Consider the following 21,945-nt stretch of genomic DNA (forward strand, 5'->3'; position numbering starts at 1 on the left):
TCAGCCGCCCGTTTTCGGGCGGCGAATCCACCATTATCTATGACAGGCAGTTAAGCAATCTGATGACAATTCGTGTGAGCAGTCTGGTGACAGCTCATGAAATCATTAACACCAGATGGATGGTGCGAAATATAATTTTCTGGATGATTATACTTGTAGTAAAAGTAACGAGTGAAGTAGATAGGTGACGGGTATGGTAGTAATAGATAAATTTCTAGAACAGCACAGTCTTACAGAGGAAGAGTATATTAAGCTACTTGAATATTGGAACGATGAAGTAGTATTTGCTAGGCTTAAAGATGAAGCGGTCCAGATTAGAAAAACATATTATGGAAATAAGGTACATACCAGAGGGGTGATAGAATTTACCAATTACTGTAGGAATAACTGCTACTATTGTGGTATTCGGAGAGATAATTGTAATATCATACGGTATCGCCTTACTAAGGAAGAGATTCTTGCATGCTGTCAGAGCGGTTATGCTCTCGGGTATCGCACGTTTGTATTGCAGGGCGGAGAAGATCCGTGGTATAAAGATGCGTATATAGTAGAAATTATTCAAGATATTAAAAAACAATTTCCAGAATGTGCTGTTACTTTATCTATCGGAGAAAAATCATATGAGAGTTATCGAAAATTTCGTCATGCAGGAGCAGATCGATATCTGCTACGGCATGAGACAGCGGATAAAGAATTGTATCATTTACTGCATCCTACATCCATGAGCAATAAGAATAGAAAACAATGCCTATATAATTTGAAAGAACTTGGATATCAGGTAGGAGCTGGTTTTATGGTGGGAATTCCAGGACAGACAATGTCTCACCTTGCAAAAGATTTGGTGTTTTTGCAGGAACTTCATCCCGAAATGGTGGGGATTGGTCCATTTATTCCTCATCATGATACAATATATGATAGCGAAACAGTAGGAAGCTTCCAAATGACATTGTTTCTGTTGGCAGTTATCCGAATTATGTTTCCCAAGATTCTCCTTCCGGCAACTACCGCATTGGGGACGGTGGATCCGCTGGGAAGAGAGAAGGGACTTGCTGTCGGAGCGAATGTAGTGATGCCTAACTTGTCACCGATAGAGAAACGTAAGTTGTATGAATTGTACGATAATAAGATTTGTACTGGTGATGAAGCGGCTGAGTGTAGACAGTGTCTCCAAAAGAGAGTAGAGAGCGTCGGATACCGTTTGGTAGAAGAGCGGGGAGATGCGATTGGATAATAGGTAAAGAGCTTAATTATAGTTTTGTTGATAGAAAGAATAATCGTTGATTAAATAAATAAGATACCAGAGGAGCAATCTTCTGGTATTCTACTTTGTTCCTTTCAAAAAATGTGCAGATTCCGGGCAAGTGATTTCCATTATTTTCTCTATCGTCAGATGTAGAAGATGGCTTTGCTCTGTATCCGCAGCTTTATAATATACTTCTTTTCCATCTCGCCTGCTGACAATCAATCCTTTGTCTTTTAGCTGGCGCAGGTGATGCGATACTGCTGGACTTGTCATATCAACCAGTGCAGAGATATTGATAACACATTCTTCGCAGTGACATAACAACCAGTAAATACGAATTCTGCTGCTATCCCCAAGTAGCTTAAACATATCTGCAACAGTTTGAAAAGTATCTGTTTTATCTAATGTTGTTTTCAACTGAGTTACTTCTTGATTATTATGATGATGGTGAGGCAAAATATCTGCAGACATTACAATGACTCCTTTCGTTTCTTATCTGTGTGCAAGTAGATTCTACCATATTCAAATCAATTAAACAAGTGCTTAAATTTTGAATAGAATAGCCCAAATGGAAATTATATTCGCCCAAATGGAAGGTTTATTATGTTACACTATTGACTTGTATTTGCCAGAATTATATAGTGAAGTAACGTTAGTTAAAAGGTTGTTTAATTGTTCATGCGAACTCCAAAAAGAACTCGTTTAGAATGTCACGATGAACAAAGGATGCATTTGTCAGAAAAATACAACAAAAAAGCAATCATTGAATTAGTGTACTGGGAATATGTTACATTTTAGTTTTTGAAGAAAAGGGAGGGGAATAAGAAAATGAAGAATGGGCTAATGCCACAAGCTATGTGGCGGTGCTTTCAGGGTTCTTTTATGCGAGAAATGTATCGTATGAGCAAAGAGAATCCACGAAAAGTAATGGCAAAGGCCAGGAAATGCTATCAGAATATTTTAGTAGATATACCAGAATTTGAAAAAGGAGATCCTTTTCTTACGAATATTTTGAGTGCAGCAATGCTGGCATCGGTATATCTGGAATTGGAAGAGAAACCAAACCTTGAACAAGTTACCGACTTTTATCATCATGCCATGACCAACAATATGATTATGAAGTGTTTCCTTAAATTGGGTAGCAAGTACACGCCAAAAGCGCAGGCAAAGTTGAAACGACAAGGTGAGGAAAGTGTGAGGCGGTCAGAAAGAAATCCTTATACATGGTGTTTTCGTTACGAAACGGGGAGGAACATTAACTGTTACTCAGCTATTTTTACCCACTGTGGTATATTGTACTTGTTGAAGCTGTTGGATATACCAGAGATTTGCCCGGCAATGTGTACTTATGATTATGATATGGCAGAATTAAGTGGTAGTACATTTATTCGTAAATTCACACTAGCTGGTGGAGAACCATGCTGCGACTGCCATTGGACAAGAAAATCCTAAAAAAGTACTTATTGTAATAAAGAGTTCTCAAGGTAGATTTTCACAATATGAAATTTTGCCTTTCGGTGTGATGTTTGCTTTCTATCGCTATGTTTGCCCTTGGTATTTTGTTAACAGGCTGTTTTTTCATCGAAGTATTTGCAACCTGGGCAATTAGCTTTGGCATCATTTCCCTCGGTGCAATTGCAATCGGCGATTTTCCTGCTGTGGGTGCATTATCTGTTGGTAAATACTTCGCTCTCGGTGACAATGCATGGGCAATGATTGCCATAGGCGATACGGAGGTCGTCGGAAGTGCGTTTCAAAAAATCGGTGAAATTTCTACATAGGATATTACCTATGTAAAACAATCGCTCAATACGATTGTTCCGACTTACCTCTCGTGGGCAAAAGAAAAATGTTATGCCAGGAGCTTGGCATTACCATATCCGAGTTAATGAATGGTAAAGCGGATAGTAGTATTCGAGAGTTTAGCGAAGAACAAATATTAGACATGATTGGGTGGATACAGTAGCTAGAAAACAGGAAATGTACATATTTGGTATACTGTTGATAGTAATGGGAATCGCATTGTTCGCTTTTTCCAGGTTGTTTGGCGGAACAGATTTTCTGTCCAGATTAATGGCAGGGATATCTGTTGGAGAGATGTCTGTTGGAGTATATATCATTGGTCGTTCACTCGCAAAATAATAGATATATTGCTTGCTACGCTAAGTAGCATAATCAGAATTAAGTAAACTGGTCAAAAATTAGAGAGGTTTTTGTGCGATGAAATTACTTGTTTATGGAGCTGGCGTTATCGGGTGTTTATATGCGGCATTGTTCAGTGATGCCGGACACCATGTTTGCATATACGCAAGAGGACAGCGGCTGGAAATTCTAAAGAAAAATGGATTGCTGTACTCTAAGGATAATAGCATTCTGAAAGCGGAATTAACGATCATTGATAAATTGGAAGATGACGATTTATATGACTTTATTTTTTTGCCTGTCAGAGAAAATCAAGTCTATATTGCATTAAGGGAGCTAAAGAATAATTGTAGCCCTAATATTGTTACAATGGTCAACACACTGGAACCATATAGTAATTGGGAAGAAATTTGTGGAAAAGGCAGAATTGTTCCTGCGTTTCCGGGGGCGGGCGGAAGTTTTGATGAAAATGTGCTTCACGCAGCTCTTACTCCGAGGCTTATTCAGAAAACAACTTTTGCTGAGATTTCGGGAGAAAAAACGGAAAGATTGTTGAAATTGGCATCTCTCTTTAAGCAAGCTAATATACCGTATCAGATTGTTCAGGATATGCATGCCTGGCAATTGAGTCACTTGGCAATGGTTGTACCTATTGCGGATGCTTATTATATGGCAGACAACCCAGAAAAGGCGGGGTATGACGGAAAAGTGATGCTCTATACTGCAAAACAAATGCAGCGTAATTTTTCAGCACTTCATAAATTGGGAATAGAATTATCTCCGCCCAAAATGAATTTCTTTCGTCTTGCACCGGTTTCTATATTGAGCATGGGATTGAGTTTCGTGTTCAGAAGCAAATTTGGAAATATGTTCATGTATCAACATTCAATGAAAGCGCCAGATGAGATGAGGCAGCTACATGAACAGTTTTATAGATATATTAAAAGCAGTTTAGCATAAATTAAATATTGCGATAGAATCCATATGTTTTAGTCATGGAAATATTTCGAGGATGGAAATCCATAATAAAATCCCAGAGGATATTCTGGGATTTTATTTAGTTTGGATAGATCATTTTAAGAGTCTTTTTCGTAATTACCATATTATCCTCATAATTTCCCCATAATATTCCCACATTCATTATTTATACTATTTTTACACTTCACGAATGCTTACAGGAGGGATTGAAATGGAGGATAAGGAGAGAAATCCAGACATTCAGGAGAACAGCAATAATCAAGAGATAAAAAAAAGTAATTTGGATGAAAATAATGAGGAATCGGTAGTTTCTGATTTATTACATGTTCTTGGAATCAAGAAAAAATCTAAAGAACAAGGGAAAGAACAGGCAGAGAAAATATATGACGATATTACAAATAGAAATGAAGAAAAAAACTTTCAGAGAAATCAGGAGGATACGCCGCTTCAGATAGAAAATATTAATCTTGAAGAGATAGAGCAGGTACTATCTGATTCATTAGATGATTTTGAATTAAATAAAACGCCAACCAAACGCAATACAAGGTGGAAGATTATAGGAATAGCAGTGACTATATTTTGGGTCGTTGGTGGACTTGTGTGGAAGTTCCTTCCGGATTTAGTTGAGTCTCGACCTCCAAAACCTGACGTGGTGGGTTCATATAACGGTAACAATATAACTATTGATCAGTTGAATCAATTTATTGAAGTTGAATCAGCAAAAGAACAGGAACATATTTTTTGCCCAACTCATGGATATGATCATTCAAAATGCGATTCCACAGAGGAATGCGAAGTTCATCCTATTGATTCACTTAACGGTTATCAGCAAATGGTTACCAAGCTGGCAGTAGAGAAGATTGTCAATGACTGGGCGGAGAAAAAAGGAATTACAAACCGTGAAGAAGTGCAGCATGGGATGGAGGATTTGCTGAATGACGCTACGGTAGAGCAATATATGGCAGATTTGCATGAAGATAATATTGTTCCGGAATCTATTCCAAAGCTAGAAGTGCAAGAATATTACAATAAAAACCAGAAGGATTTTGATGGCAAGACATTTGAAGAGGTGGAGGATGAAATTCGCCAGACATTGTCGAATCAAAAAGATGAGAGTTTTATAAGTGATTATATTGAAGAGTTGAAAAAAACAGCAGGTCTGCAAGTCAACTTTGAAGTGCTACAAATAGACTCTCCGACGGATGAAGAGATAAAAAACTATTATAATGTTAACCTGGAACAATATCGGACGGAAGAAAAGGCTGAATACAGTGAGTTTAAAATAGCTAAGGAAAAAGCTGACATAGCGAATAAAGCGATACGTAGGATTAAAGGAGGTGAAAGTTTTCAAGATGTGGCGACAGCTTTTTCACAATCAGGGAAAGTGACAAAGGGAACTCTGACAAAAGGGACAGATGACGGTAGTACAAAAGCTGTTATCTGGGAAATGAAGGAAGGGGAAGTCAGCGATCCTATTGTGAATACAGATGGAACGGTAAGTATTCTGAAGCTGGATAAAAAGCAGGCAACCGGGACCAAACCTATTTCAGAGGTTTCGGATAAAATCAAAGGAACCCTTATGCTGGAAAAAATGGATAAAGAATATACAGAAAGAAAAAATGATATGCTCTTTTCTGTTCATAGCAGACGATACACTTTAGGTGAATTCTATACGGAATTCAAAGAACTCTCGGAAGTTTATAGACAGAAACTTTTGACTTATGAATCAAGAAAAAAACTTGTAGAGCAAATCATTGCAAAAGAACTCTTACTTGAAAAAAGTGAGGACGGTGCTTCTTCGGACGGCAGTAAAACACATGATTTTGAAGAACTGAAAATACAGTATCTTTACCAAGTCATGCATCAGGAGGAAGTGGATGCAAACTTGAAAGAGCCTACGGAAGAAGAAATTGCAAAATATTATGAGGAAAATAAAGAACTCTTAACAACGCCTGCTACTGTGGAATTGAGCATGATCTGGATTGATCAGGGAACAAATGGGGAGAAAAAAGAGCAGGCTTTGACAAAGGCAAATGAAGCGCTTGCTTCCGTACGTGATGGAGAGGATTTTGCGGAGGTGGCAAAAAAGTATTCGGAGGATTCTTCTGCATCTTCCGGTGGGGAGCTTTCTGGTACCTTCGATAAAGGTCATATGGTGCAGGAAATATCAGATGTTGTTTTTTCTCTGAAAAAGGGGGAATTTAGCGAAGTGCTGGATTACAATAAAGGATATTACATTTTTTATGTAAGAAATCGCATGGAGGAGAACCTTGCATCTTTGGAGGAATTGTCGGAAGGAATAAAGAGTCATTTACAAGAGCAGGAACATGATCGGCAGATACAGGACATGGAAGAGAAAATGCTGGAAGAGGCGGAGTTTAAAATATATAACAGAACATTAAAGAAACTTCTAAAAGAAGAAAAAAATAACACATAGACACATTTGAAAGGAGAGAAAAATGGGCAGAAAGGAAAAAACGATATTCATAACGCTTATTGCAAATATCATTTTGATTGTACTGCGGTTTTTCCTAGCAAAAATATCGGGGAGCATAGGACTGGAGGCAAACGCATGGCATTCATTTACGGATGTTTTCGTGACAAGTGTAGTATTTGCCGGACTGATGGCAGCGAGACATGGCACAGAAAAACTACGGTTGGCATCTAAAAAGTTGGAACATTTACTCGCAATTTTTGTATCAGTATTTATATTTATTATGGGAATAGAAATCTTGTCTGATGCATTAAGCGGGGAACAGACAGAGCTTAAATATGTGCCATTTGTAGCGGCTGCAGCTTTTGTCGGAGTAGCAATTAATTATTTCATGGCAAGGTACAAAATTTATGTAGGAGAGCAAACAGGGTCGTCAAGCCTTATAGCGGATGGTTACCATTCAAAAATGGATATGTACTGCTCTATAGCTGTGTTAGTGGGAATCGTAGGTTCCTTGTTTGGAATGCCGGATCTGGATAAGATCTCTGCGGTTGTTGCAATGGTATTACTGATGATATCAGGCTATGAAATATTTACATCTAATTTGTCTATGCTGCTACATCCAGAAATGGAACAGAGGACGGATGTACATATGGGACATGTGCATGGTTTTCATGGAAATAAGAAGATGATTGCCGGTATAGCTGGTGTGCTGACCGCTGCCTATCTTTTGTCCGGAATCTATTTTGTGGGTTTAGATGAAACCGGAGTTGTTCGCAGGTTTGGAGCTGTTGTGAACGAAAAAGTAACGCCTGGGATTCATTATCGACTGCCAGCTCCGTTTGAAGAGGTTAGTATTATAAAGTCAGATAATGTTCAGAAGATTGAGGTAGGGGTACAGGAACTTCTGACTGGAGATACAAACTTGGTTAATGTCAACCTAGTGGTAAATTATCGGATTAATGACACATCGGATTATGTGTTGAATGTATCTGATGCCGAGTTGCTGATTCAGTCAGGAGCAACCACAAGCATACGTAAAATAGTAGGAAAGAGTACAATTGATTATATTCTTACAGAAGGAAAAACAGATATTGAAAAAAGTGCAAAAGGGCTTTTGGAAGCTGTGATGGAAAAGAATGGTACAGGTATAGAAATTGTCAATGTACAGCTTGTACAGGCAGATCCGCCGGAAAGTGTAATGGCAAGTTTTCAGGATTTAGCAACAGCACGGCAAGATAAGAGTATATACATCAATGATGCATTGGCTTATAAAAACACGATTATTCCACAGGCCAATGCAGACGCTTATAAACTGGTAGCTGATGCAGAGAGTTATAAACAGAATAAAATCAGTACAGCGGAAGGAGATGCGTCCCTGTTCACTGCAAGACAGCAGGAATATGCGAAGTCAAAGGGGGTTACTGAGTTCCGGATGTATATGGAAGCGATGGATAAGGTCTTGCCAAATGTACAAAAGGTGCTATTAGGAGTAGGTGTTAATGTTGATAACGCAGAACTATGGATTGCAAACCAGAAGAATGCATCAACACAATCGGAGGAATAGATGTGAAAAAACGGTGGAGGTAATCGAGATGATAAAAATAAAGAAAAGAATATCTAAACATATGATAGTTGGAGGTCTGTTGACAATAGTAATTTTTGTAGCGGCTCTTGTAGTTTACAAGGTGGATGTTACTCAATATGCGGTAGTGACACAGTTTGGAAATCCGGTAAGAGTGGATGAAAATCCAGGCTTGAAAGTGAAACTTCCGGATCCTATCCAGTCAGTTCAGTATCTTGATAAGAGGGTACAGGTATATCAGACTTCTTCTATAGAACTACTAACACTGGATAAGAAAAGTGTGGCATTGGATTATTATGGAACATGGAAGATAGTAGACCCGATAGCATTCTTGAAAACGGTGAAAAATCAAGTGGGTGCAGAATCACGGCTTATGGATGTATTTTCTTCAAGTCTAGGAGTGCAAATGGGAAAATATAATCTGGAACAGCTTGTTAATACAGATGAACAGAAATTGGAACTAGATAAAATGACAGAAGAAGTAGTGGTATATGCGAAAGATCAGGCGGCAGATTATGGAATAGAAGTTGTGGACGCACAGATTCGTGTATTGAATTTTCCAGAAGCAAATAAGCAAAGTGTCTACGACAGAATGAGTGCAGAGCGGGAACAGATGGCACAAAAATATCGTGCAGAAGGAAGTGAACAAGCGTCAAATATACGTTCTGATGCAGAAAAAGAGCAACAGCTTATTTTAGCTGAAGCTTATAAAAAAGAGCAACAAATCAAGGGAGAGGGTGATGCGGAAGCTATTAGAATTTATGGAGAGGCATTCCAGAAAGATCCTGATTTTTATGAATTTATCCGTACCTTGGAGACTTACGAAAAAACGATAGATGGAAATACTACTTTGATATTACCGTCCACGGCGGAAATCTTGAAGTATCTAGGTGGTAGTTCAAAATAAGGCGAGGAGGACAGGCTATGTGGAAACGAAAAAAAAGAGTTTCCCCAGATAAAAAAGGCGAAAGCTTCTTAGAAAAAGGGAAGAAACTAGCTGGAAAAATAAATGGAAAAGAAGGCCGAACTGTGAGAAAAATTACAGTTATAATAAAGAAGATATTCCGAGGAACCGGTGGGAATACTATAAATGATTTGAAAAATGCATTTGGTCATATTAATCCTAGAAAAGCGATTCTGGCTGTTGGAGGTGCGGTAGTTGTTATATATTTGCTAACAGGAATATATATTGTTAGTCCTGGAGAACAAGCTGTCATTCGACGATTTGGAGTGGTGCAGGTACAGCCGGTGGAGGAAGGATTACACTATAGATTACCATTCCCGATTGACCAGGTGCAAAAGGTAAATGTATCAGAAGTAAGACGAGCTGATGTAGGGATGTCGCTACCGGAACATGTACATCAGCCAGAGGAAGAACCGCAGGCGATTCAGTTGTTAACAGGTGATGAGAATATCATTACGACACAGGCAGTTGTTCATTATAAAGTAGTGGATGCAGCCAAATTTTTGTATAACATCAATGGGAGCAGTGAGCAATTGGTACGTTACAGTGTTGAATCTGCTCTTGTACGAATGATGGCAAACACTGCCGTGGATGATGTACTAAGTTCGGAAAAGGTTGTAGCACAGAACAATATTTTGCAAATTGCACAGAATATTTTAGATAAATATGATTCAGGTATGCAAATTACGGCTTTTAATATTAAGTCAATTGTTCCACCGGGTGAAGTATCAGATGCCTTCTTGGATGTTACAACTGCAAAAGAGGAGAAAGAAACAGCTATTAACGAAGCAAATGGTTATTCTAACAGCTTGATTCCACAAGCGCGTGCTGATGCAGAGAAAAAAATTTCTGCGGCGGAGGCTTATAAGGAAGAACAGATTTCGCGCGCAACAGGTGATACTGAAAAATTCCTGAGTATGCTAAAAGAATACCAGAATAATTCTGCAATTTATACGGAGGATACGACAAAATACAGATTGCTTCTGGAGACATTGGATAAGATTCTTCCAACAGTAAAGATGTATATTGTTGATTCATCAGGTGGTAATGTGGATGTGAAACTGTTTGACCCGAGTCTTCAAAGTGGTATGAATATTACAGATAGCTCTGGGGTGCAAGCACAGGATTCGGGAAATTAACATATAAGCAATTCCATCGGCATGCATAAAATAATATGTCTGATGTTTATATAAAGGGGCAATAGATGGGAAAGAAGGGGTTTGAGTAGATAGAGATTATGCAACCACATGTTTTCAATCCCATCTGCCCTATGAGATTTCATTATTGTGAAATAGTTTTAAACTAATACATACAGAATAACCTTGGGTAAATTATCAAATTGATAGAGAGGAGGATAGTAAGGAAGATCTAGTACTGCCATTGGGAATTATTCCATGACAGTACAGACCATCATTATGCTGTTATATAAAGAGATTGTAATTTTGGTGATAATAGTGTTTGCTATAGTCATGATTCTTATTGGGTTTGCTGTTATCATGACGAGGTATCACATACTTAAAGGGAGTTTGGAAACAGACGATAAAGAATACATGATGAAGATTACAGTTCCAGAAGAACGGATGGATAAAATAAATTTTGATGTAGTTATAAAACAATTTACCATATCGAAGGAATTGATCATGATAAGGACATCTGAAAAAAATAAAAGCTGTGAATATTATTATCATGTATTGATTAAGTCAAAAGCTGAAAAACAGGCTTTACTGACAAATATATATAAAATGAGTGGAGTATTGGAAGTAAGATATAATAGAGACCATAAAGATAATTAGCTACTGTCTGATTATCCTTATGGTCTGCTTTTTATTAAGAAATATATATTTTAGTGAATGTTGGAATGAATTCTTCGATATTCCAACGGAAGCATTTGGTATACTTCATGAAAAGCTGTAGAAAAGCGGCTCTGGCTTGTATAACCGACTGCTTTAGCAATCTGTGAGATGCTGTTATTGGTTTCGGTAAGCAGTATAGCAGCTTTTTCTAGTCGGTGCTCTCTCATGTGTGCAGCAAGAGAATCTCCATATACTGCTTTAAATACAGATTTCAAAGTTGTAGGGTTCATTAGATACTGTTTTGATAACTCTTCAATTGTTATCCGGTGGTTTATGTTCTGTAAAAGGTAATCATGGATTTGGCGGATAATTTCCACCTGTTCCGACTGGTATTTCCCTGGTTCTTTTCCGGAAGTGATTTTAAATTCACTAAGATAGAGAAGTAGCTCGAGGGATTTCAATATGAAATATTGTTTCCTGAGATTTTCGGATAAATTATAAAATCCAGAAAAGATTGCTTCTGTTTTTTCATTGCCTGTAAGTAAGGAGAAATTTCCACGAGAGCAAAATTTTTCCGAAAGCATCTGCCCTGTTATTTTTGTCCCTCTTAAGAGTTCTGGGGGTGCCTGATCAAATTGTGAAAGATCAATGCAGACAGTAAGTCCTTCATAATGACCGCTGGGCAGAGTCATGACGGAACCGGCGCATAGTTGCCTTGTGTGAAGTGAGAAATCACCAGGACCAAGGTAGATGGAACGACCGTTTTTCATATTCCAGCCGATTCGTCCATAGCGACAATAGTTAATTTCCAAAAGTTCCTTTTCTGGTTTGTGGTTACAGGAAATCTGTTCTGCTAAATAATCTTGAAAAATAATAGTAATTCCAGTCAATAATTTCCATGAAATTTTTTTGCCCTTACCATTTGGAAGCGTATCAAGGTGTTCAGAACAGACAGGAGTATCTATGCAGGGATATGTCTGTTCAAAAAGGATTCCGTCCGGGATATTTATGAGTTCATTCTTGATTTGTGTAATATATTCGTTATACAAAAGGCACCTCGTCTTTCTGATAATTAATAGTCAGATTATCAATATCTACTGTTTAAAAATATCCTTTTTAGAAATGTTTTTATCCATTTTGGAAGGGACTGTCTGCAACCTGTTGACTTCCATTTGTGCAGTAATTATACTACAAACATAACAATTAAACAAGTGCTTAATGGTTAAATCTAAAAAGTGAAAAGGAGAATTTGTAATGAAGAAAACCTATAAGATTGAAGTTGATTGTGCCAACTGTGCTAATTTAATGGAAGATGCAGCAAGAAAAACAGCTGGTGTTGCTTCTGCTACAGTTAATTTTATGACTCAGAAGATGATTGTAGAGTTTGAAGAAGGCAAGGATGCAAAGCAGGTAATGAAAGAAGTTTTAAAAGCCTGTAGGAAAGTAGAACCTGACTGTGAAATTGAGATTTAGTTAGAAGCAGTATTTTATGGCGCTCCGGATGCAGAAAGCGGAAGGGGCGCTGATTTGAAGTATATAATTCAACAAATAAGCAAATATTAAATTGAAAGGAGGCTTCGTTATGACAAAGAAGCAGAAAAAAATGCTGGTTCGGATTCTTATTTCGGCGGTCATGGTGGTAGGTTTAAAACTCCTGCCGTTTAATGGATTTATAAATATAGTACTTTATATGGCGACATATTTGGTGATTGGCTATGATATATTACGGAAGGCCGGAAAGGGAATTGTGAACGGTCAGGTGTTTGATGAAAATTTTTTGATGGCTGTGGCGACAGTCGGTGCTATTGCACTTGCTACTTATGAAAAGAGTGGTGATTATAGTGAAGCAATTGCTGTTATGCTGTTCTATCAAGTAGGAGAATTGTTCCAAAGTTACGCTGTGGGTAAAAGCCGCAGAAACATTACTGCCCTCATGGACATCAGACCAGATTATGCAAATATTGAACGTGATGGGAAGTTGAAAAAGGTTGATCCAGATGAGGTTGGTATTGGAAACGTGATCGTGGTACAGCCGGGTGAAAAAGTTCCTATTGATGGAGTTATCATAGAAGGAACTTCAGCTTTGAACACCAGCGCACTTACCGGAGAAAGCATGCCAAGAGAGGCCGGTGAGGGAGACGAGGTAATCAGTGGATGTATCAATATGACAGGGGTACTGAAAATCCAGACTACAAAAGAATTTGGAGAATCAACAGTTTCTAAAATCTTGCAGCTAGTGGAGGATTCTAGCTCTCGTAAGTCACATTCGGAGAATTTTATTTCTAAATTTGCAAAAATTTATACACCAGCAGTATGTATTGCTGCACTGTTGCTGGCAGTTTTACCACCTGTTTTTAATTTAATTACAGGAAATGCGGCAAACTGGGCAAACTGGATTTATAGTGCGCTTACATTTCTTGTAATTAGCTGTCCGTGTGCATTAGTAGTTAGTGTGCCACTCAGTTTTTTCGCTGGAATAGGTGGAGCCAGCAAAGAAGGTGTTCTGATTAAAGGCTCAAATTATATGGAAACATTATCCCAGACGAAAGTTGTAGTTTTTGACAAGACAGGGACACTGACTCAAGGAGTATTTGAGGTGAGCGGTATTCATCACAATGAGATGGAGCAGGAGAAACTTTTAGAATACGCAGCTTTGACAGAATGTTCTTCCTCCCATCCGATTAGCAAGAGCCTTCAGCGGGCCTATGGAAAAGAAATTAACCGTAGTCGTGTGACAGATATTGAAGAAATCAGCGGACATGGATTGATCGCAAAAGTAGACGGCATTGAAGTGGCGGTCGGTAATCCTAAGTTGATGAAAAGGCTGAATATTCCGTATGTGGACTGCCATTCAGTTGGAACTATCATTCATGTAGCAATTGATGGGGCATATGCTGGTCATATTGTAATCTCTGATATTGAAAAGCCAAATTCTAAAAAGGCAATTGCGGAATTGAAAAAAGCTGGAGTTGAAAAGACTGTTATGCTTACAGGAGACGCAAAGAGGGTTGCTGAAAAAGTTGCTTCTGACCTTGGCATAGATGAAGTCCACAGTGAATTACTGCCTAGCGATAAGGTTACTCAAGTGGAACGATTGTTAGAACAGAAAGGGAAAAAAGCGAAGCTAGCTTTTGTAGGCGATGGCATCAATGACGCTCCGGTGCTTGGACGTGCCGACATAGGAATTGCTATGGGAGCAATGGGATCCGATGCGGCTATAGAAGCAGCAGATGTGGTATTAATGGATGATGATCCAATGAAGATTGCTAAAGGGATTAAAATTTCTAGAAAGTGCATCTCTATAGTTTATCAGAATATTGTATTTGCTTTAGTTGTAAAATTTGTTTGCCTTGGTTTGGGTGTGGTTGGTATTGCAAATATGTGGATGGCAATTTTTGCTGATGTAGGGGTGACAGTAATCGCAGTATTGAATGCAATACGTGCTTTGAGAGTACACAATCTATGATAATTAACGATTAATGTTTGACTTGTAATAAACTTAAATATATAGGCGCAGACACCAAAAGACTGCGCCTTTTTTAGGAGAATAAATATACAAATGAAAAATGTATACGATACGGTTCAGGTTGATTATAGTCAATTGGCTGAATTTTTTAAGGTGTTGGGTGAACCTACAAGGCTTCAGTTACTTTTTTTGCTGTCTGACAGAGAAATTTGTGTCAGTGAGTTGACAGGTTATCTCAATGCATCACAGTCTACGGTATCCCATCAGTTAAATATATTAAAAGCTCATAAACTCATAAGAAGACGCAGAGAGGGCAAGCAGATATATTATTCTGTATCTGATTGCCATGTGAGTTTGGTTACCAAGTTAGGAATAGAAATTGTTACAGCCCGGAAATAGTGAAAGTTTATTAGCTTAATCTCCACATAATCCCCACATCATTCTGATATAGTAAAACGAACAAGATTAATTAGGTTACATGTGAAAATATTCCTATATGAGAGGTGAGATTATTTTATGGAAAGGCGAATATTTATGATTCAGGGACTGAACAATAAAGATTCTGCAGATAGGATATGTGAGGAACTAAAGAAGATTGTAGGAATAAATAAAATAGAAATTTATTTTGAGACGGGGCAAATGATTCTTGAAGCAGATTACGTATCTATGCCGAGGATTATAAATGCGATTATTACCATCACATCTATATTGGACTATAGAGTTACGATTATAGAGGTAGATTGAAGCGAGGACAGGATATGGAACTAATGGAAAGTACAAAAAAAAGGACGGTATTGATTGTAGATGATGAGATCAAGATTACGGAAGTGTTGGAAGCATATTTAAAAAATGCAGGATATCAAACAAAGTCAGTACATAGTGGACAGAAAGCAATAGAGGCGGCAGAGGAACTGAAGCCGGATTTGATTATTTTGGATTTGATGCTACCGGATATTATGGGAGAAGATGTCTGCCAGATGATTCATCAGAAGCAGGATATACCTATCATTATGTTGACTGCAAAAATAGAAGAAAATAATATGGTCAGGGGTCTGCAGATTGGTGCGGATGATTATATTGTTAAGCCTTTTAGTCCAAGGAATGTATTGGCCAGAGTAGAGACGGTGTTAAGGCGCACTCAGAAAAGGATGGAGGAAAATAAGCAGGATGTTGTAATCATAGGAAATCATTATATTACAGTGGATTTTACATATCGGAAGGTAGAAAAGCAGGGGGAGGAAATCCATCTTACACCGACAGAATATAAAATTTTTGAACTATTGGTTAGGTCACCAAACCGTGTATTTAGCAGGGAACAGATTATATCTTATGCATTGGAGGATGAATTTGCGGGATATGATCGGAGTATTGATACTTACATAAAAAGTATACGACAGAAAGTGGAACCAGATGGAAAGATGCCTAGATATTTTGTGACAGTGTACGGTGTTGGATATAAATTTGTGTTATAAGAGGTGAATATGAAAACCATTAAGAGTAAATTGATTTTGACATATTCTTTGATTTCTATTGCCGTCATCTGTTCCATTGCTGTTGCGTTTATATTTAATATGGAGAGAGAATTTGAAAATTATGCTAAACGACAGCAGGAACAGAGAATATCCAATATCGTGAATGAATTACAGGACTTATATGATGCGGAAACTGGAAGTTTTAGTCAGGAACAGGTAGAAGTTATAGGAAATGCTGCAATGCAAAATGGGGTTTTTATCCATTTGGAAACAAAAGGTGGAGAAATGGATTGGGATATTCAAACACACAAGAGTGAAGAATGTCAACTTGTTTTAGAACATGCTGAGAGTAATATGCGTAGCAGATATTTTAATTTTCAGGGTAAATATCAGGAAGAAATATATACTCTGTCTTATGAAAATAAAAGCGTTGGAAAACTTACGGTTGGCTATTATGGACCGTATTCTTTTTCTGATGAGGAACTGCGTTTGATGAATAATCTCAACATCTGTTTTGTAGTTATTGGTGGGGTGTTTGTTGTAATAGCTATTATAATGGGAGGAATCATGGCACGAAAAATAGCGGAACCAATTTCAGATGCTGTCCGGGTGGCGGAAAAAATAGCGAATGGTGAATATGGAGTAAAGTCTTTGGTAACAAGCCGTACTGCAGAGACTCAACAGCTGATTACTGCAATTAATGAAATGTCGCAAACATTGAAAAAAGAGGAAGAACAAAAGCAGCAGATTACTGCGGATGTAGCTCATGAGCTTAGGACACCCTTAACCAACATACAGAGTCATTTGGAAGCGATGATTGATGGTATATGGGAGCCAACAGGAGAACGTTTGGAAAGCTGTAGAGAAGAGATTCTCAGACTGTCAGGGATTGTGAAGCAACTCCAGGAACTGTATTTGTTGGAGAATCGGAAGGGAATACTTAGATACGAGGATTTTGATTTTTATGATATGTGTAAGCAGTTATACTACAATTTTGATGTTCAATTGGATAAGAAAAATCTGACATTTAACTTGTGTATAAAGCATGGCGATATAATTTGGGGAGACAGGGCGCGTATTATGCAATGTATGGTTAATCTAATTGGTAACGCAATAAGGTATGCCGAACCCCAAACAGCCATTTGGATAAGGTATTTAGAAATGGATTATATGATTGAAATCCAAGTAGAAAATATAGGAAATCCAATTCCCAAAGAATGTCTGCCACATCTGTTTGAGCGCTTTTATAGAGTAGATAAATCGAGAAATTCAAAAACTGGAGGAATGGGGATTGGATTGTCAATAACAAAAGCAATTGTTGAACGACACGGTGGGAAAATTTGGGCAGAAAACAGAGACATAAGAACCTTATTTTTTATTACTTTGCCCAAAAGAATAGAAAAAGAGGCGAAGTTATGAAATGAAATGTAGAAAATTAAAGTTAATATATTTTTTACTGAGTAGTATTTTATGTATGATGCTTCTTGGAATTGTACTGGCTATTTATGAAAAAAAGGTGGATGAAGAAACAATGGGATGCGGAATATCCATATATGGAATGGATATTTCGAAATGTACCCTGGAACAGGCAGTAAAAGAGATTGAAGAGACATTTCGAAATAAAGAAGTTGTTTTCCAGGAAAATGGGAAAAACATATTTGAGACGACAGTGGGAAATATGGGATATGCACTGGAGCCGTCTTTATTGAAGAAAGAACTTTTGAAAATAAAAAAACAAAGAGACCAAAAGCGTGGCCTGATTGAAAAAAGAAAGAATTATTCGATAGAGTATGAAATTAAAATGGAAAATAAGTTGGAAGATGTTTTGAATATCGAGGATTTCAATTTAGGAGAACGAATAGAATCATCAGATGCTTATATCGTTTACGACAAACAGAAAGAAGCATTTATTTTAGTGGATGAAATACAAGGTAATCAGATTGACAAAAAGAAGTTGGTTGAACAAGTGTATAATGCTTTAGCAGAAGACTTTGAAGAACAGCTGATCTCTAGTCGTTTAGAAATAAAAATAAATCGTCAGGTATATCAGACAGCTGTATCATCAGAAGAAAGTGATCTAAATAGAAAATTAGAAGAATTAAACAGACAGCTTTTGCAATACCGGACAACAACGGTTTCTTATATATTTGGCGATACTGTCGAAGTTTTGGACAATGAAAAAATATGTTCATGGTTAATTGTCAGTGGGGACAGTATAAGTGTTAAGGAAGAAGACGTAGTAGCTTTTGTTAAAGAATTGTCTTCAAAATATAACACAATGTACGTGCCTCGTTCTTTTAAGACTTCTTTTGGAGAAAAAGTAATTATCAGTGGAAATGAATATGGTTACTGGATTGACAAAGATGCGGAATTGCAGAAGTTGTTAGAAGATATAAAGAGTGGTAGTGATGTAAAACGAGAACCGGTTTACAGTAAACAGGGGTTGAGGAGGAACGGAAGTGATGATCTTCAGGGAAGTTACATAGAAGTAAGTTTAGATAAACAATATTTATGGCTTTATAAAAATGGAAAGCTTGTTACAGAAACAGATATTATCAGCGGACTTCCTAGTGAGGGATTACAGACGTATCGTGGGTCATGGCCAATTGCATATAAAGCAAGGCCATTTACACTGAGCAGTGATATTTATGGATATGAGGTAGAAGTGGAATATTGGATGCCGTTTGTGTATGGACAGGGACTCCATGATGCGGACTGGCAGGATGCATTTGGTGGCGAGTTATATAAGACAAAGGGAAGTCATGGTTGCATCAATCTTCCTAAAGAACAGGCAAAAATTATTTATGATACGATTGAAGCAGGTTATCCGATTATTATTTATTGATGAATAGATACAATAACTTTTTTAAATTTTTGTTGAAATAGAACCTTAGGGATATCACATGATTTGAAGTGAAATAGTGGGTGGTGGTGTTGAAAGAAATGATAGAGATTGTAATGAGGAAGATTGGAAAGTCGGGGAATATTACAGAGACTGTTCTGGTTTCATTGCCAAATGCAGAATCCGCTACAATGACTCATGATCCCAATATACTTACTTTCTCTCAGTTGGAAATTCATCTTCAGAAACAGATGATTTTCCAAAATGGTAGATTTATTTCTCTTTCTCATTTAGAGTTTCAGACCCTTTCTTATCTGGCATTACATCCTGGATGGGTGATTTCAAAAGAACAGATTTATGAAGCTGTCTGGAAAGAAGATCAGGAATATTGCGGAAGTGCTGTGGCAAATGTGATCAGCCAGATTCGAAGAAAAATTGGAAACGGTTATATAGAGACAGTGATAAACAGTGGATACAAATTTGTTGGGTAAATTGAAATCTAAATCCTAGAGTCAGGGATATTATTTTGCTTAGAGGTTGCGTTTTCCTTTCCTATTACATACAGAATAGTTAAGCATATTTCAAAAAGTACACAATTTGGAATATGGAAAAAGAGACGTGAATTTTGTACCGAAATGTATGGATAATTCCTTTTGGAATATTCCAGAAGAAATGCCTACATTTTGGAACATTTGCAGAAGGGAGAGTGCAAAATGGCTGTATATGGTTATCACAGGACCAGCACTAGGGACCAGCATCTTGACAGAGGAATTCAGGAGATACGGCAATTCTGTAAGGAACACGAAATGGAGCTGAAAAATATCTTTACGGATCAGCAGACAGGAAAGAATTTCAACAGACCAAGATACACTGTGCTGGTAGAAGATGTTCTGCGGTCAGGAGATATTTTGATTATTACGGAATTGGACCGGTTGGGCAGGAATAAGAAGGATACCATGGAGCAGATTCGACAACTGCAGGAAATGGGCGTGCGGCTAATGGTTCTGGAGTTGCCGACTACATTGATGGATATGTCAAAAATGGATAACACCATGGCTTGTCTTATGATGGAAACCATCAATAATATGATGCTGGAACTTTATGCTTCTATGGCACAGGCAGAAATTGAGAAAAAAGAAAAGCGCTAGAGAGAAGGCATAGAAATGAAGAAGCTCCGAGGAGAATGGGATGATTATGGAAGACCTGCAGCAATCGGAGAAGATAAGTTTGATGCAGCATTTTCAAAAGTAATTGCCGGAGAGATTACACCGACAGAGCTTCGGAAAGAATTAGGATTATCCCACACGACGTTTTATCGCTATCGAAAAAAATATTTAGAAAAACATCCTGAGATTTTGCAATCATCAGATTAACGTCACTATTACTAAGTATAAAAGATAATTTTTCAGGAGGAATAATAGAATGAGCGAGAAACGAGAAGGTAATCTTTTTTATGACAAGGAAAGTGGACGTTATGATATCCGATTTGGAATGGAATCATATTATGGCGGTCTGCATTGTGGAGAATGTTTTGAAGTAAAAATTAATGATGTCTGGGTGCCGGTCCGGATTGAAATGGATGAAGACTGGTATCTGGTGGGACTGCCGCTGAAAAGGCTTGATGGATTAACCGTCCGGATGTGAAAGGAGTTTCAGATGGCAGCCGTGCAGAAAAGGAAGTATGAAAAACCAATGATAAAGTTTGTGACAGATATGAATATTATATTGGAATGTCTATATGAGGTGTACGGACAGGAGGAACATCATGTACTTGAAGGGAAGGATATTCAAAAAACGATGATTTTTCCATTTCTGAAGATGTTAGAGAATCAGTGCAATGGAATTACTGTAAGAGTGATACATAAACAATTATGGGAAATCTATATAGCGGATCAATCAAAGGAACAGTTTATCAGTAATGCAGAGTCTCTTTTGAAACCGTTGAAACGAGCGGAGGAAAATGTGAATGTACTACAATAATTACAGAAAATCATGTGGAAACAGGCTGTTGAATAAGAGAATACCGCTATCGGATCAAGAGATCAAAGAACAATATATGGTGGCTTTACAAAAATTGTATGAGCAACATGATTTGGGAAGCATCTTATTTCTGCGGATTGCTGCAGAAACCGGATTAAGAATGCGTGATATTTATGATCTGAAACCCTCCGAGATAGTTGTTAGAAAGATTCATAAAAAATCATTGAAGACTGGTAAATACGAAAACTATCCGTTGATTTCTGAAGAAACAGAAAAGATTGCAGAACAATTAGTGGGGCTTCAAGGCAGATTTTTTAGCAGGGATTATCAGTATTATATAACTGGGATTAAAAGACAGTTCAGTGATCCTAATATGAAATTACTTTACATTGTACAATACAAAAGAAATAAGAATAGGGTTGAATGTTGTGCATGAATCCCAAATGAAAAAGAAATGGATATTTCCATCAGATAGTAGTATGATAAAGATAGTAAAGATTTTCCGTGGAGAAAGGGTGATGGTTATGGCATTGGCACAGGCTACAAAATCTCAAGAAGCAACTTATACAATTGATCATGCAATGGATGTTCTGCTGGCAAAGCTGGACGAGGCGATTGACGATATGGAAAATGGCAGAGTGCAGACCATCGAGGAAGCCTGGGAGGAAATCGACGCAGTATAAGGAACGCAAATGGAAAATAAGAAATACCGTGTTGTAATTGCTGAAAGCGGTAAGCGTGATGTGAAAGAGAAAAAGAAATATATTCTCCAGCATTTCAAATATCGTGAATATGCAGAAAGCTTTTCGCAAAAGATAAAAGCAGCAGCAATGCAATTAAAAGTATTTCCGACAGGATATGAAACGACAGGGTTTCAGTATCGAGGTTACAATATCTATATGAAGCCACAAAGTAATCATTTGCTGTTTTATACTATTGATGAAAGAACTGCAACGGTTACAATTCTTCGTGTGCTTCAGGATGGTATGGATTGGGAATACATAATAAAACGCTGGATAAAGAGAAATTCATAGAGGATAAGGCAG

27 protein-coding genes are annotated in these 21,945 nt (G+C 37.6%); 25 read left to right on the forward strand and 2 right to left on the reverse strand.

Features of this window, described 5'->3' with window-relative positions; all coding sequences use genetic code 11:
* Together ACTNBR_RS13500 and hydE are read left to right on the forward strand one after the other, a co-directional pair.
* A partial coding sequence (locus ACTNBR_RS13500; protein ID WP_441018708.1) for a hypothetical protein occupies positions 1 to 188 on the forward strand: 188 nt, incomplete at its 5' end.
* A 5-nt stretch (positions 189 to 193) separates the two neighbouring features.
* Complete coding sequence (hydE, locus tag ACTNBR_RS13505; protein ID WP_347375389.1) at positions 194 to 1,231, forward strand: [FeFe] hydrogenase H-cluster radical SAM maturase HydE; 1,038 nt, start codon at positions 194 to 196, stop codon at positions 1,229 to 1,231.
* A 90-nt stretch (positions 1,232 to 1,321) separates the two neighbouring features.
* Here hydE and ACTNBR_RS13510 read toward each other — a convergent pair whose 3' ends face one another.
* Positions 1,322 to 1,714, reverse strand: coding sequence for an ArsR/SmtB family transcription factor (locus tag ACTNBR_RS13510; RefSeq protein WP_235251057.1), 393 nt, complete (start codon positions 1,712 to 1,714; stop codon positions 1,322 to 1,324).
* A gap of 357 nt (positions 1,715 to 2,071) precedes the next feature.
* Here ACTNBR_RS13510 and ACTNBR_RS13515 point away from each other — a divergent pair, with 357 nt between their 5' ends.
* The 8 genes from ACTNBR_RS13515 to ACTNBR_RS13550 all read left to right on the forward strand — a co-directional run bounded on the left by ACTNBR_RS13515 (position 2,072) and on the right by ACTNBR_RS13550 (position 11,139).
* Positions 2,072 to 2,695, forward strand: a complete 624-nt coding sequence (locus ACTNBR_RS13515) for an L-2-amino-thiazoline-4-carboxylic acid hydrolase (RefSeq protein WP_235251222.1) — start codon at positions 2,072 to 2,074, stop codon at positions 2,693 to 2,695.
* A gap of 74 nt (positions 2,696 to 2,769) precedes the next feature.
* Positions 2,770 to 3,024 (forward strand): hypothetical protein, encoded by a 255-nt coding sequence (locus tag ACTNBR_RS13520; protein WP_235251223.1) that lies wholly within the window; start codon positions 2,770 to 2,772, stop codon positions 3,022 to 3,024.
* Positions 3,025 to 3,463: 439 nt separating this feature from the next.
* A complete protein-coding gene (locus ACTNBR_RS13525; RefSeq protein WP_235251227.1) occupies positions 3,464 to 4,345 on the forward strand; it encodes a ketopantoate reductase family protein in 882 nt (293 codons plus the stop codon).
* A 229-nt stretch (positions 4,346 to 4,574) separates the two neighbouring features.
* Complete coding sequence (locus ACTNBR_RS13530; RefSeq protein ID WP_347375390.1) at positions 4,575 to 6,800, forward strand: peptidyl-prolyl cis-trans isomerase; 2,226 nt, start codon at positions 4,575 to 4,577, stop codon at positions 6,798 to 6,800.
* Positions 6,801 to 6,822: 22 nt separating this feature from the next.
* Positions 6,823 to 8,364, forward strand: coding sequence for an FtsH protease activity modulator HflK (gene hflK / locus ACTNBR_RS13535; RefSeq protein ID WP_235250995.1), 1,542 nt, complete (start codon positions 6,823 to 6,825; stop codon positions 8,362 to 8,364).
* Between the two features lie 28 nt (positions 8,365 to 8,392).
* Positions 8,393 to 9,289, forward strand: a complete 897-nt coding sequence (gene hflC / locus ACTNBR_RS13540; protein ID WP_235250994.1) for a protease modulator HflC — start codon at positions 8,393 to 8,395, stop codon at positions 9,287 to 9,289.
* 17 nt (positions 9,290 to 9,306) lie between these two features.
* Entirely contained in the window at positions 9,307 to 10,485 is a 1,179-nt protein-coding gene (gene hflK / locus ACTNBR_RS13545; RefSeq protein WP_235250993.1) for an FtsH protease activity modulator HflK, read from the forward strand.
* Between the two features lie 255 nt (positions 10,486 to 10,740).
* Positions 10,741 to 11,139 carry a hypothetical protein gene (locus tag ACTNBR_RS13550; RefSeq protein WP_427738640.1) on the forward strand — a complete coding sequence of 133 codons (399 nt, stop codon included), beginning with the start codon at positions 10,741 to 10,743 and terminating at the stop codon, positions 11,137 to 11,139.
* A 50-nt stretch (positions 11,140 to 11,189) separates the two neighbouring features.
* On the opposite strand, the gene ACTNBR_RS13555 is transcribed toward ACTNBR_RS13550, so the two are convergent.
* A complete protein-coding gene (locus tag ACTNBR_RS13555) occupies positions 11,190 to 12,188 on the reverse strand; it encodes a helix-turn-helix transcriptional regulator (protein ID WP_427738641.1) in 999 nt (332 codons plus the stop codon).
* Positions 12,189 to 12,393: 205 nt separating this feature from the next.
* Between ACTNBR_RS13555 and ACTNBR_RS13560 the strand changes: the two genes are divergently transcribed.
* The 15 genes from ACTNBR_RS13560 (at position 12,394) to ACTNBR_RS13630 (ending at position 21,933) form a co-directional block, all read left to right on the forward strand.
* Entirely contained in the window at positions 12,394 to 12,612 is a 219-nt protein-coding gene (locus tag ACTNBR_RS13560; RefSeq protein ID WP_235250825.1) for a cation transporter, read from the forward strand.
* Positions 12,613 to 12,721: 109 nt separating this feature from the next.
* Positions 12,722 to 14,605: a heavy metal translocating P-type ATPase gene (locus tag ACTNBR_RS13565; protein ID WP_235250827.1), complete on the forward strand. Its 1,884-nt coding sequence runs from the start codon at positions 12,722 to 12,724 to the stop codon at positions 14,603 to 14,605.
* A 93-nt stretch (positions 14,606 to 14,698) separates the two neighbouring features.
* Entirely contained in the window at positions 14,699 to 15,004 is a 306-nt protein-coding gene (locus ACTNBR_RS13570; RefSeq protein ID WP_235250829.1) for an ArsR/SmtB family transcription factor, read from the forward strand.
* A gap of 117 nt (positions 15,005 to 15,121) precedes the next feature.
* Positions 15,122 to 15,349, forward strand: coding sequence for a hypothetical protein (locus tag ACTNBR_RS13575; RefSeq protein WP_347375393.1), 228 nt, complete (start codon positions 15,122 to 15,124; stop codon positions 15,347 to 15,349).
* 23 nt (positions 15,350 to 15,372) lie between these two features.
* Positions 15,373 to 16,077 carry a response regulator transcription factor gene (locus ACTNBR_RS13580; protein WP_235250833.1) on the forward strand — a complete coding sequence of 235 codons (705 nt, stop codon included), beginning with the start codon at positions 15,373 to 15,375 and terminating at the stop codon, positions 16,075 to 16,077.
* A gap of 9 nt (positions 16,078 to 16,086) precedes the next feature.
* Positions 16,087 to 17,496: a sensor histidine kinase gene (locus ACTNBR_RS13585; protein WP_235250835.1), complete on the forward strand. Its 1,410-nt coding sequence runs from the start codon at positions 16,087 to 16,089 to the stop codon at positions 17,494 to 17,496.
* A gap of 1 nt (position 17,497) precedes the next feature.
* Positions 17,498 to 18,922 carry a L,D-transpeptidase family protein gene (locus tag ACTNBR_RS13590; protein WP_347375394.1) on the forward strand — a complete coding sequence of 475 codons (1,425 nt, stop codon included), beginning with the start codon at positions 17,498 to 17,500 and terminating at the stop codon, positions 18,920 to 18,922.
* 98 nt (positions 18,923 to 19,020) lie between these two features.
* Positions 19,021 to 19,410 carry a winged helix-turn-helix domain-containing protein gene (locus ACTNBR_RS13595; RefSeq protein ID WP_235250839.1) on the forward strand — a complete coding sequence of 130 codons (390 nt, stop codon included), beginning with the start codon at positions 19,021 to 19,023 and terminating at the stop codon, positions 19,408 to 19,410.
* Between the two features lie 222 nt (positions 19,411 to 19,632).
* Positions 19,633 to 20,067 carry a recombinase family protein gene (locus ACTNBR_RS13600; protein WP_331472909.1) on the forward strand — a complete coding sequence of 145 codons (435 nt, stop codon included), beginning with the start codon at positions 19,633 to 19,635 and terminating at the stop codon, positions 20,065 to 20,067.
* Between the two features lie 15 nt (positions 20,068 to 20,082).
* Positions 20,083 to 20,292 carry a hypothetical protein gene (locus ACTNBR_RS13605; protein WP_331472910.1) on the forward strand — a complete coding sequence of 70 codons (210 nt, stop codon included), beginning with the start codon at positions 20,083 to 20,085 and terminating at the stop codon, positions 20,290 to 20,292.
* A gap of 49 nt (positions 20,293 to 20,341) precedes the next feature.
* On the forward strand, positions 20,342 to 20,563 hold the full coding sequence (locus tag ACTNBR_RS13610; RefSeq protein WP_154322120.1) for a DUF5348 domain-containing protein: 222 nt from the start codon (positions 20,342 to 20,344) through the stop codon (positions 20,561 to 20,563).
* Between the two features lie 12 nt (positions 20,564 to 20,575).
* On the forward strand, positions 20,576 to 20,899 hold the full coding sequence (locus tag ACTNBR_RS13615; protein ID WP_235251277.1) for a hypothetical protein: 324 nt from the start codon (positions 20,576 to 20,578) through the stop codon (positions 20,897 to 20,899).
* Positions 20,886 to 21,335 carry a hypothetical protein gene (locus ACTNBR_RS13620; protein ID WP_235251278.1) on the forward strand — a complete coding sequence of 150 codons (450 nt, stop codon included), beginning with the start codon at positions 20,886 to 20,888 and terminating at the stop codon, positions 21,333 to 21,335. The genes ACTNBR_RS13615 and ACTNBR_RS13620 overlap by 14 nt, the downstream gene beginning before the upstream one ends.
* 43 nt (positions 21,336 to 21,378) lie before the next feature.
* Positions 21,379 to 21,582 carry a hypothetical protein gene (locus ACTNBR_RS13625; protein ID WP_235251279.1) on the forward strand — a complete coding sequence of 68 codons (204 nt, stop codon included), beginning with the start codon at positions 21,379 to 21,381 and terminating at the stop codon, positions 21,580 to 21,582.
* Positions 21,583 to 21,591: 9 nt separating this feature from the next.
* Complete coding sequence (locus ACTNBR_RS13630) at positions 21,592 to 21,933, forward strand: type II toxin-antitoxin system RelE/ParE family toxin (protein ID WP_235251281.1); 342 nt, start codon at positions 21,592 to 21,594, stop codon at positions 21,931 to 21,933.
* Positions 21,934 to 21,945: the final 12 nt, after the last annotated feature.

The sequence above is a fragment of the Bariatricus sp. HCP28S3_F11 genome, from assembly GCF_052065395.1.
Lineage (GTDB): Bacteria > Bacillota > Clostridia > Lachnospirales > Lachnospiraceae > Allocoprococcus.

Coding starts and splice junctions, on each gene's coding strand:
- hydE (WP_347375389.1), top strand. CDS start 194: ATGGTAGTAATAGATAAATTTCTAGAACAGCACAGTCTTACAGAGGAA.
- ACTNBR_RS13510 (WP_235251057.1), bottom strand. CDS start 1,714: ATGTCTGCAGATATTTTGCCTCACCATCATCATAATAATCAAGAAGTA.
- ACTNBR_RS13515 (WP_235251222.1), top strand. CDS start 2,072: ATGAAGAATGGGCTAATGCCACAAGCTATGTGGCGGTGCTTTCAGGGT.
- ACTNBR_RS13525 (WP_235251227.1), top strand. CDS start 3,464: ATGAAATTACTTGTTTATGGAGCTGGCGTTATCGGGTGTTTATATGCG.
- ACTNBR_RS13530 (WP_347375390.1), top strand. CDS start 4,575: ATGGAGGATAAGGAGAGAAATCCAGACATTCAGGAGAACAGCAATAAT.
- hflK (WP_235250995.1), top strand. CDS start 6,823: ATGGGCAGAAAGGAAAAAACGATATTCATAACGCTTATTGCAAATATC.
- hflC (WP_235250994.1), top strand. CDS start 8,393: ATGATAAAAATAAAGAAAAGAATATCTAAACATATGATAGTTGGAGGT.
- hflK (WP_235250993.1), top strand. CDS start 9,307: ATGTGGAAACGAAAAAAAAGAGTTTCCCCAGATAAAAAAGGCGAAAGC.
- ACTNBR_RS13550 (WP_427738640.1), top strand. CDS start 10,741: ATGACAGTACAGACCATCATTATGCTGTTATATAAAGAGATTGTAATT.
- ACTNBR_RS13560 (WP_235250825.1), top strand. CDS start 12,394: ATGAAGAAAACCTATAAGATTGAAGTTGATTGTGCCAACTGTGCTAAT.
- ACTNBR_RS13565 (WP_235250827.1), top strand. CDS start 12,722: ATGACAAAGAAGCAGAAAAAAATGCTGGTTCGGATTCTTATTTCGGCG.
- ACTNBR_RS13570 (WP_235250829.1), top strand. CDS start 14,699: ATGAAAAATGTATACGATACGGTTCAGGTTGATTATAGTCAATTGGCT.
- ACTNBR_RS13575 (WP_347375393.1), top strand. CDS start 15,122: ATGGAAAGGCGAATATTTATGATTCAGGGACTGAACAATAAAGATTCT.
- ACTNBR_RS13580 (WP_235250833.1), top strand. CDS start 15,373: ATGGAAAGTACAAAAAAAAGGACGGTATTGATTGTAGATGATGAGATC.
- ACTNBR_RS13585 (WP_235250835.1), top strand. CDS start 16,087: ATGAAAACCATTAAGAGTAAATTGATTTTGACATATTCTTTGATTTCT.
- ACTNBR_RS13590 (WP_347375394.1), top strand. CDS start 17,498: ATGAAATGTAGAAAATTAAAGTTAATATATTTTTTACTGAGTAGTATT.
- ACTNBR_RS13595 (WP_235250839.1), top strand. CDS start 19,021: ATGATAGAGATTGTAATGAGGAAGATTGGAAAGTCGGGGAATATTACA.
- ACTNBR_RS13600 (WP_331472909.1), top strand. CDS start 19,633: ATGGCTGTATATGGTTATCACAGGACCAGCACTAGGGACCAGCATCTT.
- ACTNBR_RS13605 (WP_331472910.1), top strand. CDS start 20,083: ATGAAGAAGCTCCGAGGAGAATGGGATGATTATGGAAGACCTGCAGCA.
- ACTNBR_RS13610 (WP_154322120.1), top strand. CDS start 20,342: ATGAGCGAGAAACGAGAAGGTAATCTTTTTTATGACAAGGAAAGTGGA.
- ACTNBR_RS13615 (WP_235251277.1), top strand. CDS start 20,576: ATGGCAGCCGTGCAGAAAAGGAAGTATGAAAAACCAATGATAAAGTTT.
- ACTNBR_RS13620 (WP_235251278.1), top strand. CDS start 20,886: ATGTACTACAATAATTACAGAAAATCATGTGGAAACAGGCTGTTGAAT.
- ACTNBR_RS13625 (WP_235251279.1), top strand. CDS start 21,379: ATGATAAAGATAGTAAAGATTTTCCGTGGAGAAAGGGTGATGGTTATG.
- ACTNBR_RS13630 (WP_235251281.1), top strand. CDS start 21,592: ATGGAAAATAAGAAATACCGTGTTGTAATTGCTGAAAGCGGTAAGCGT.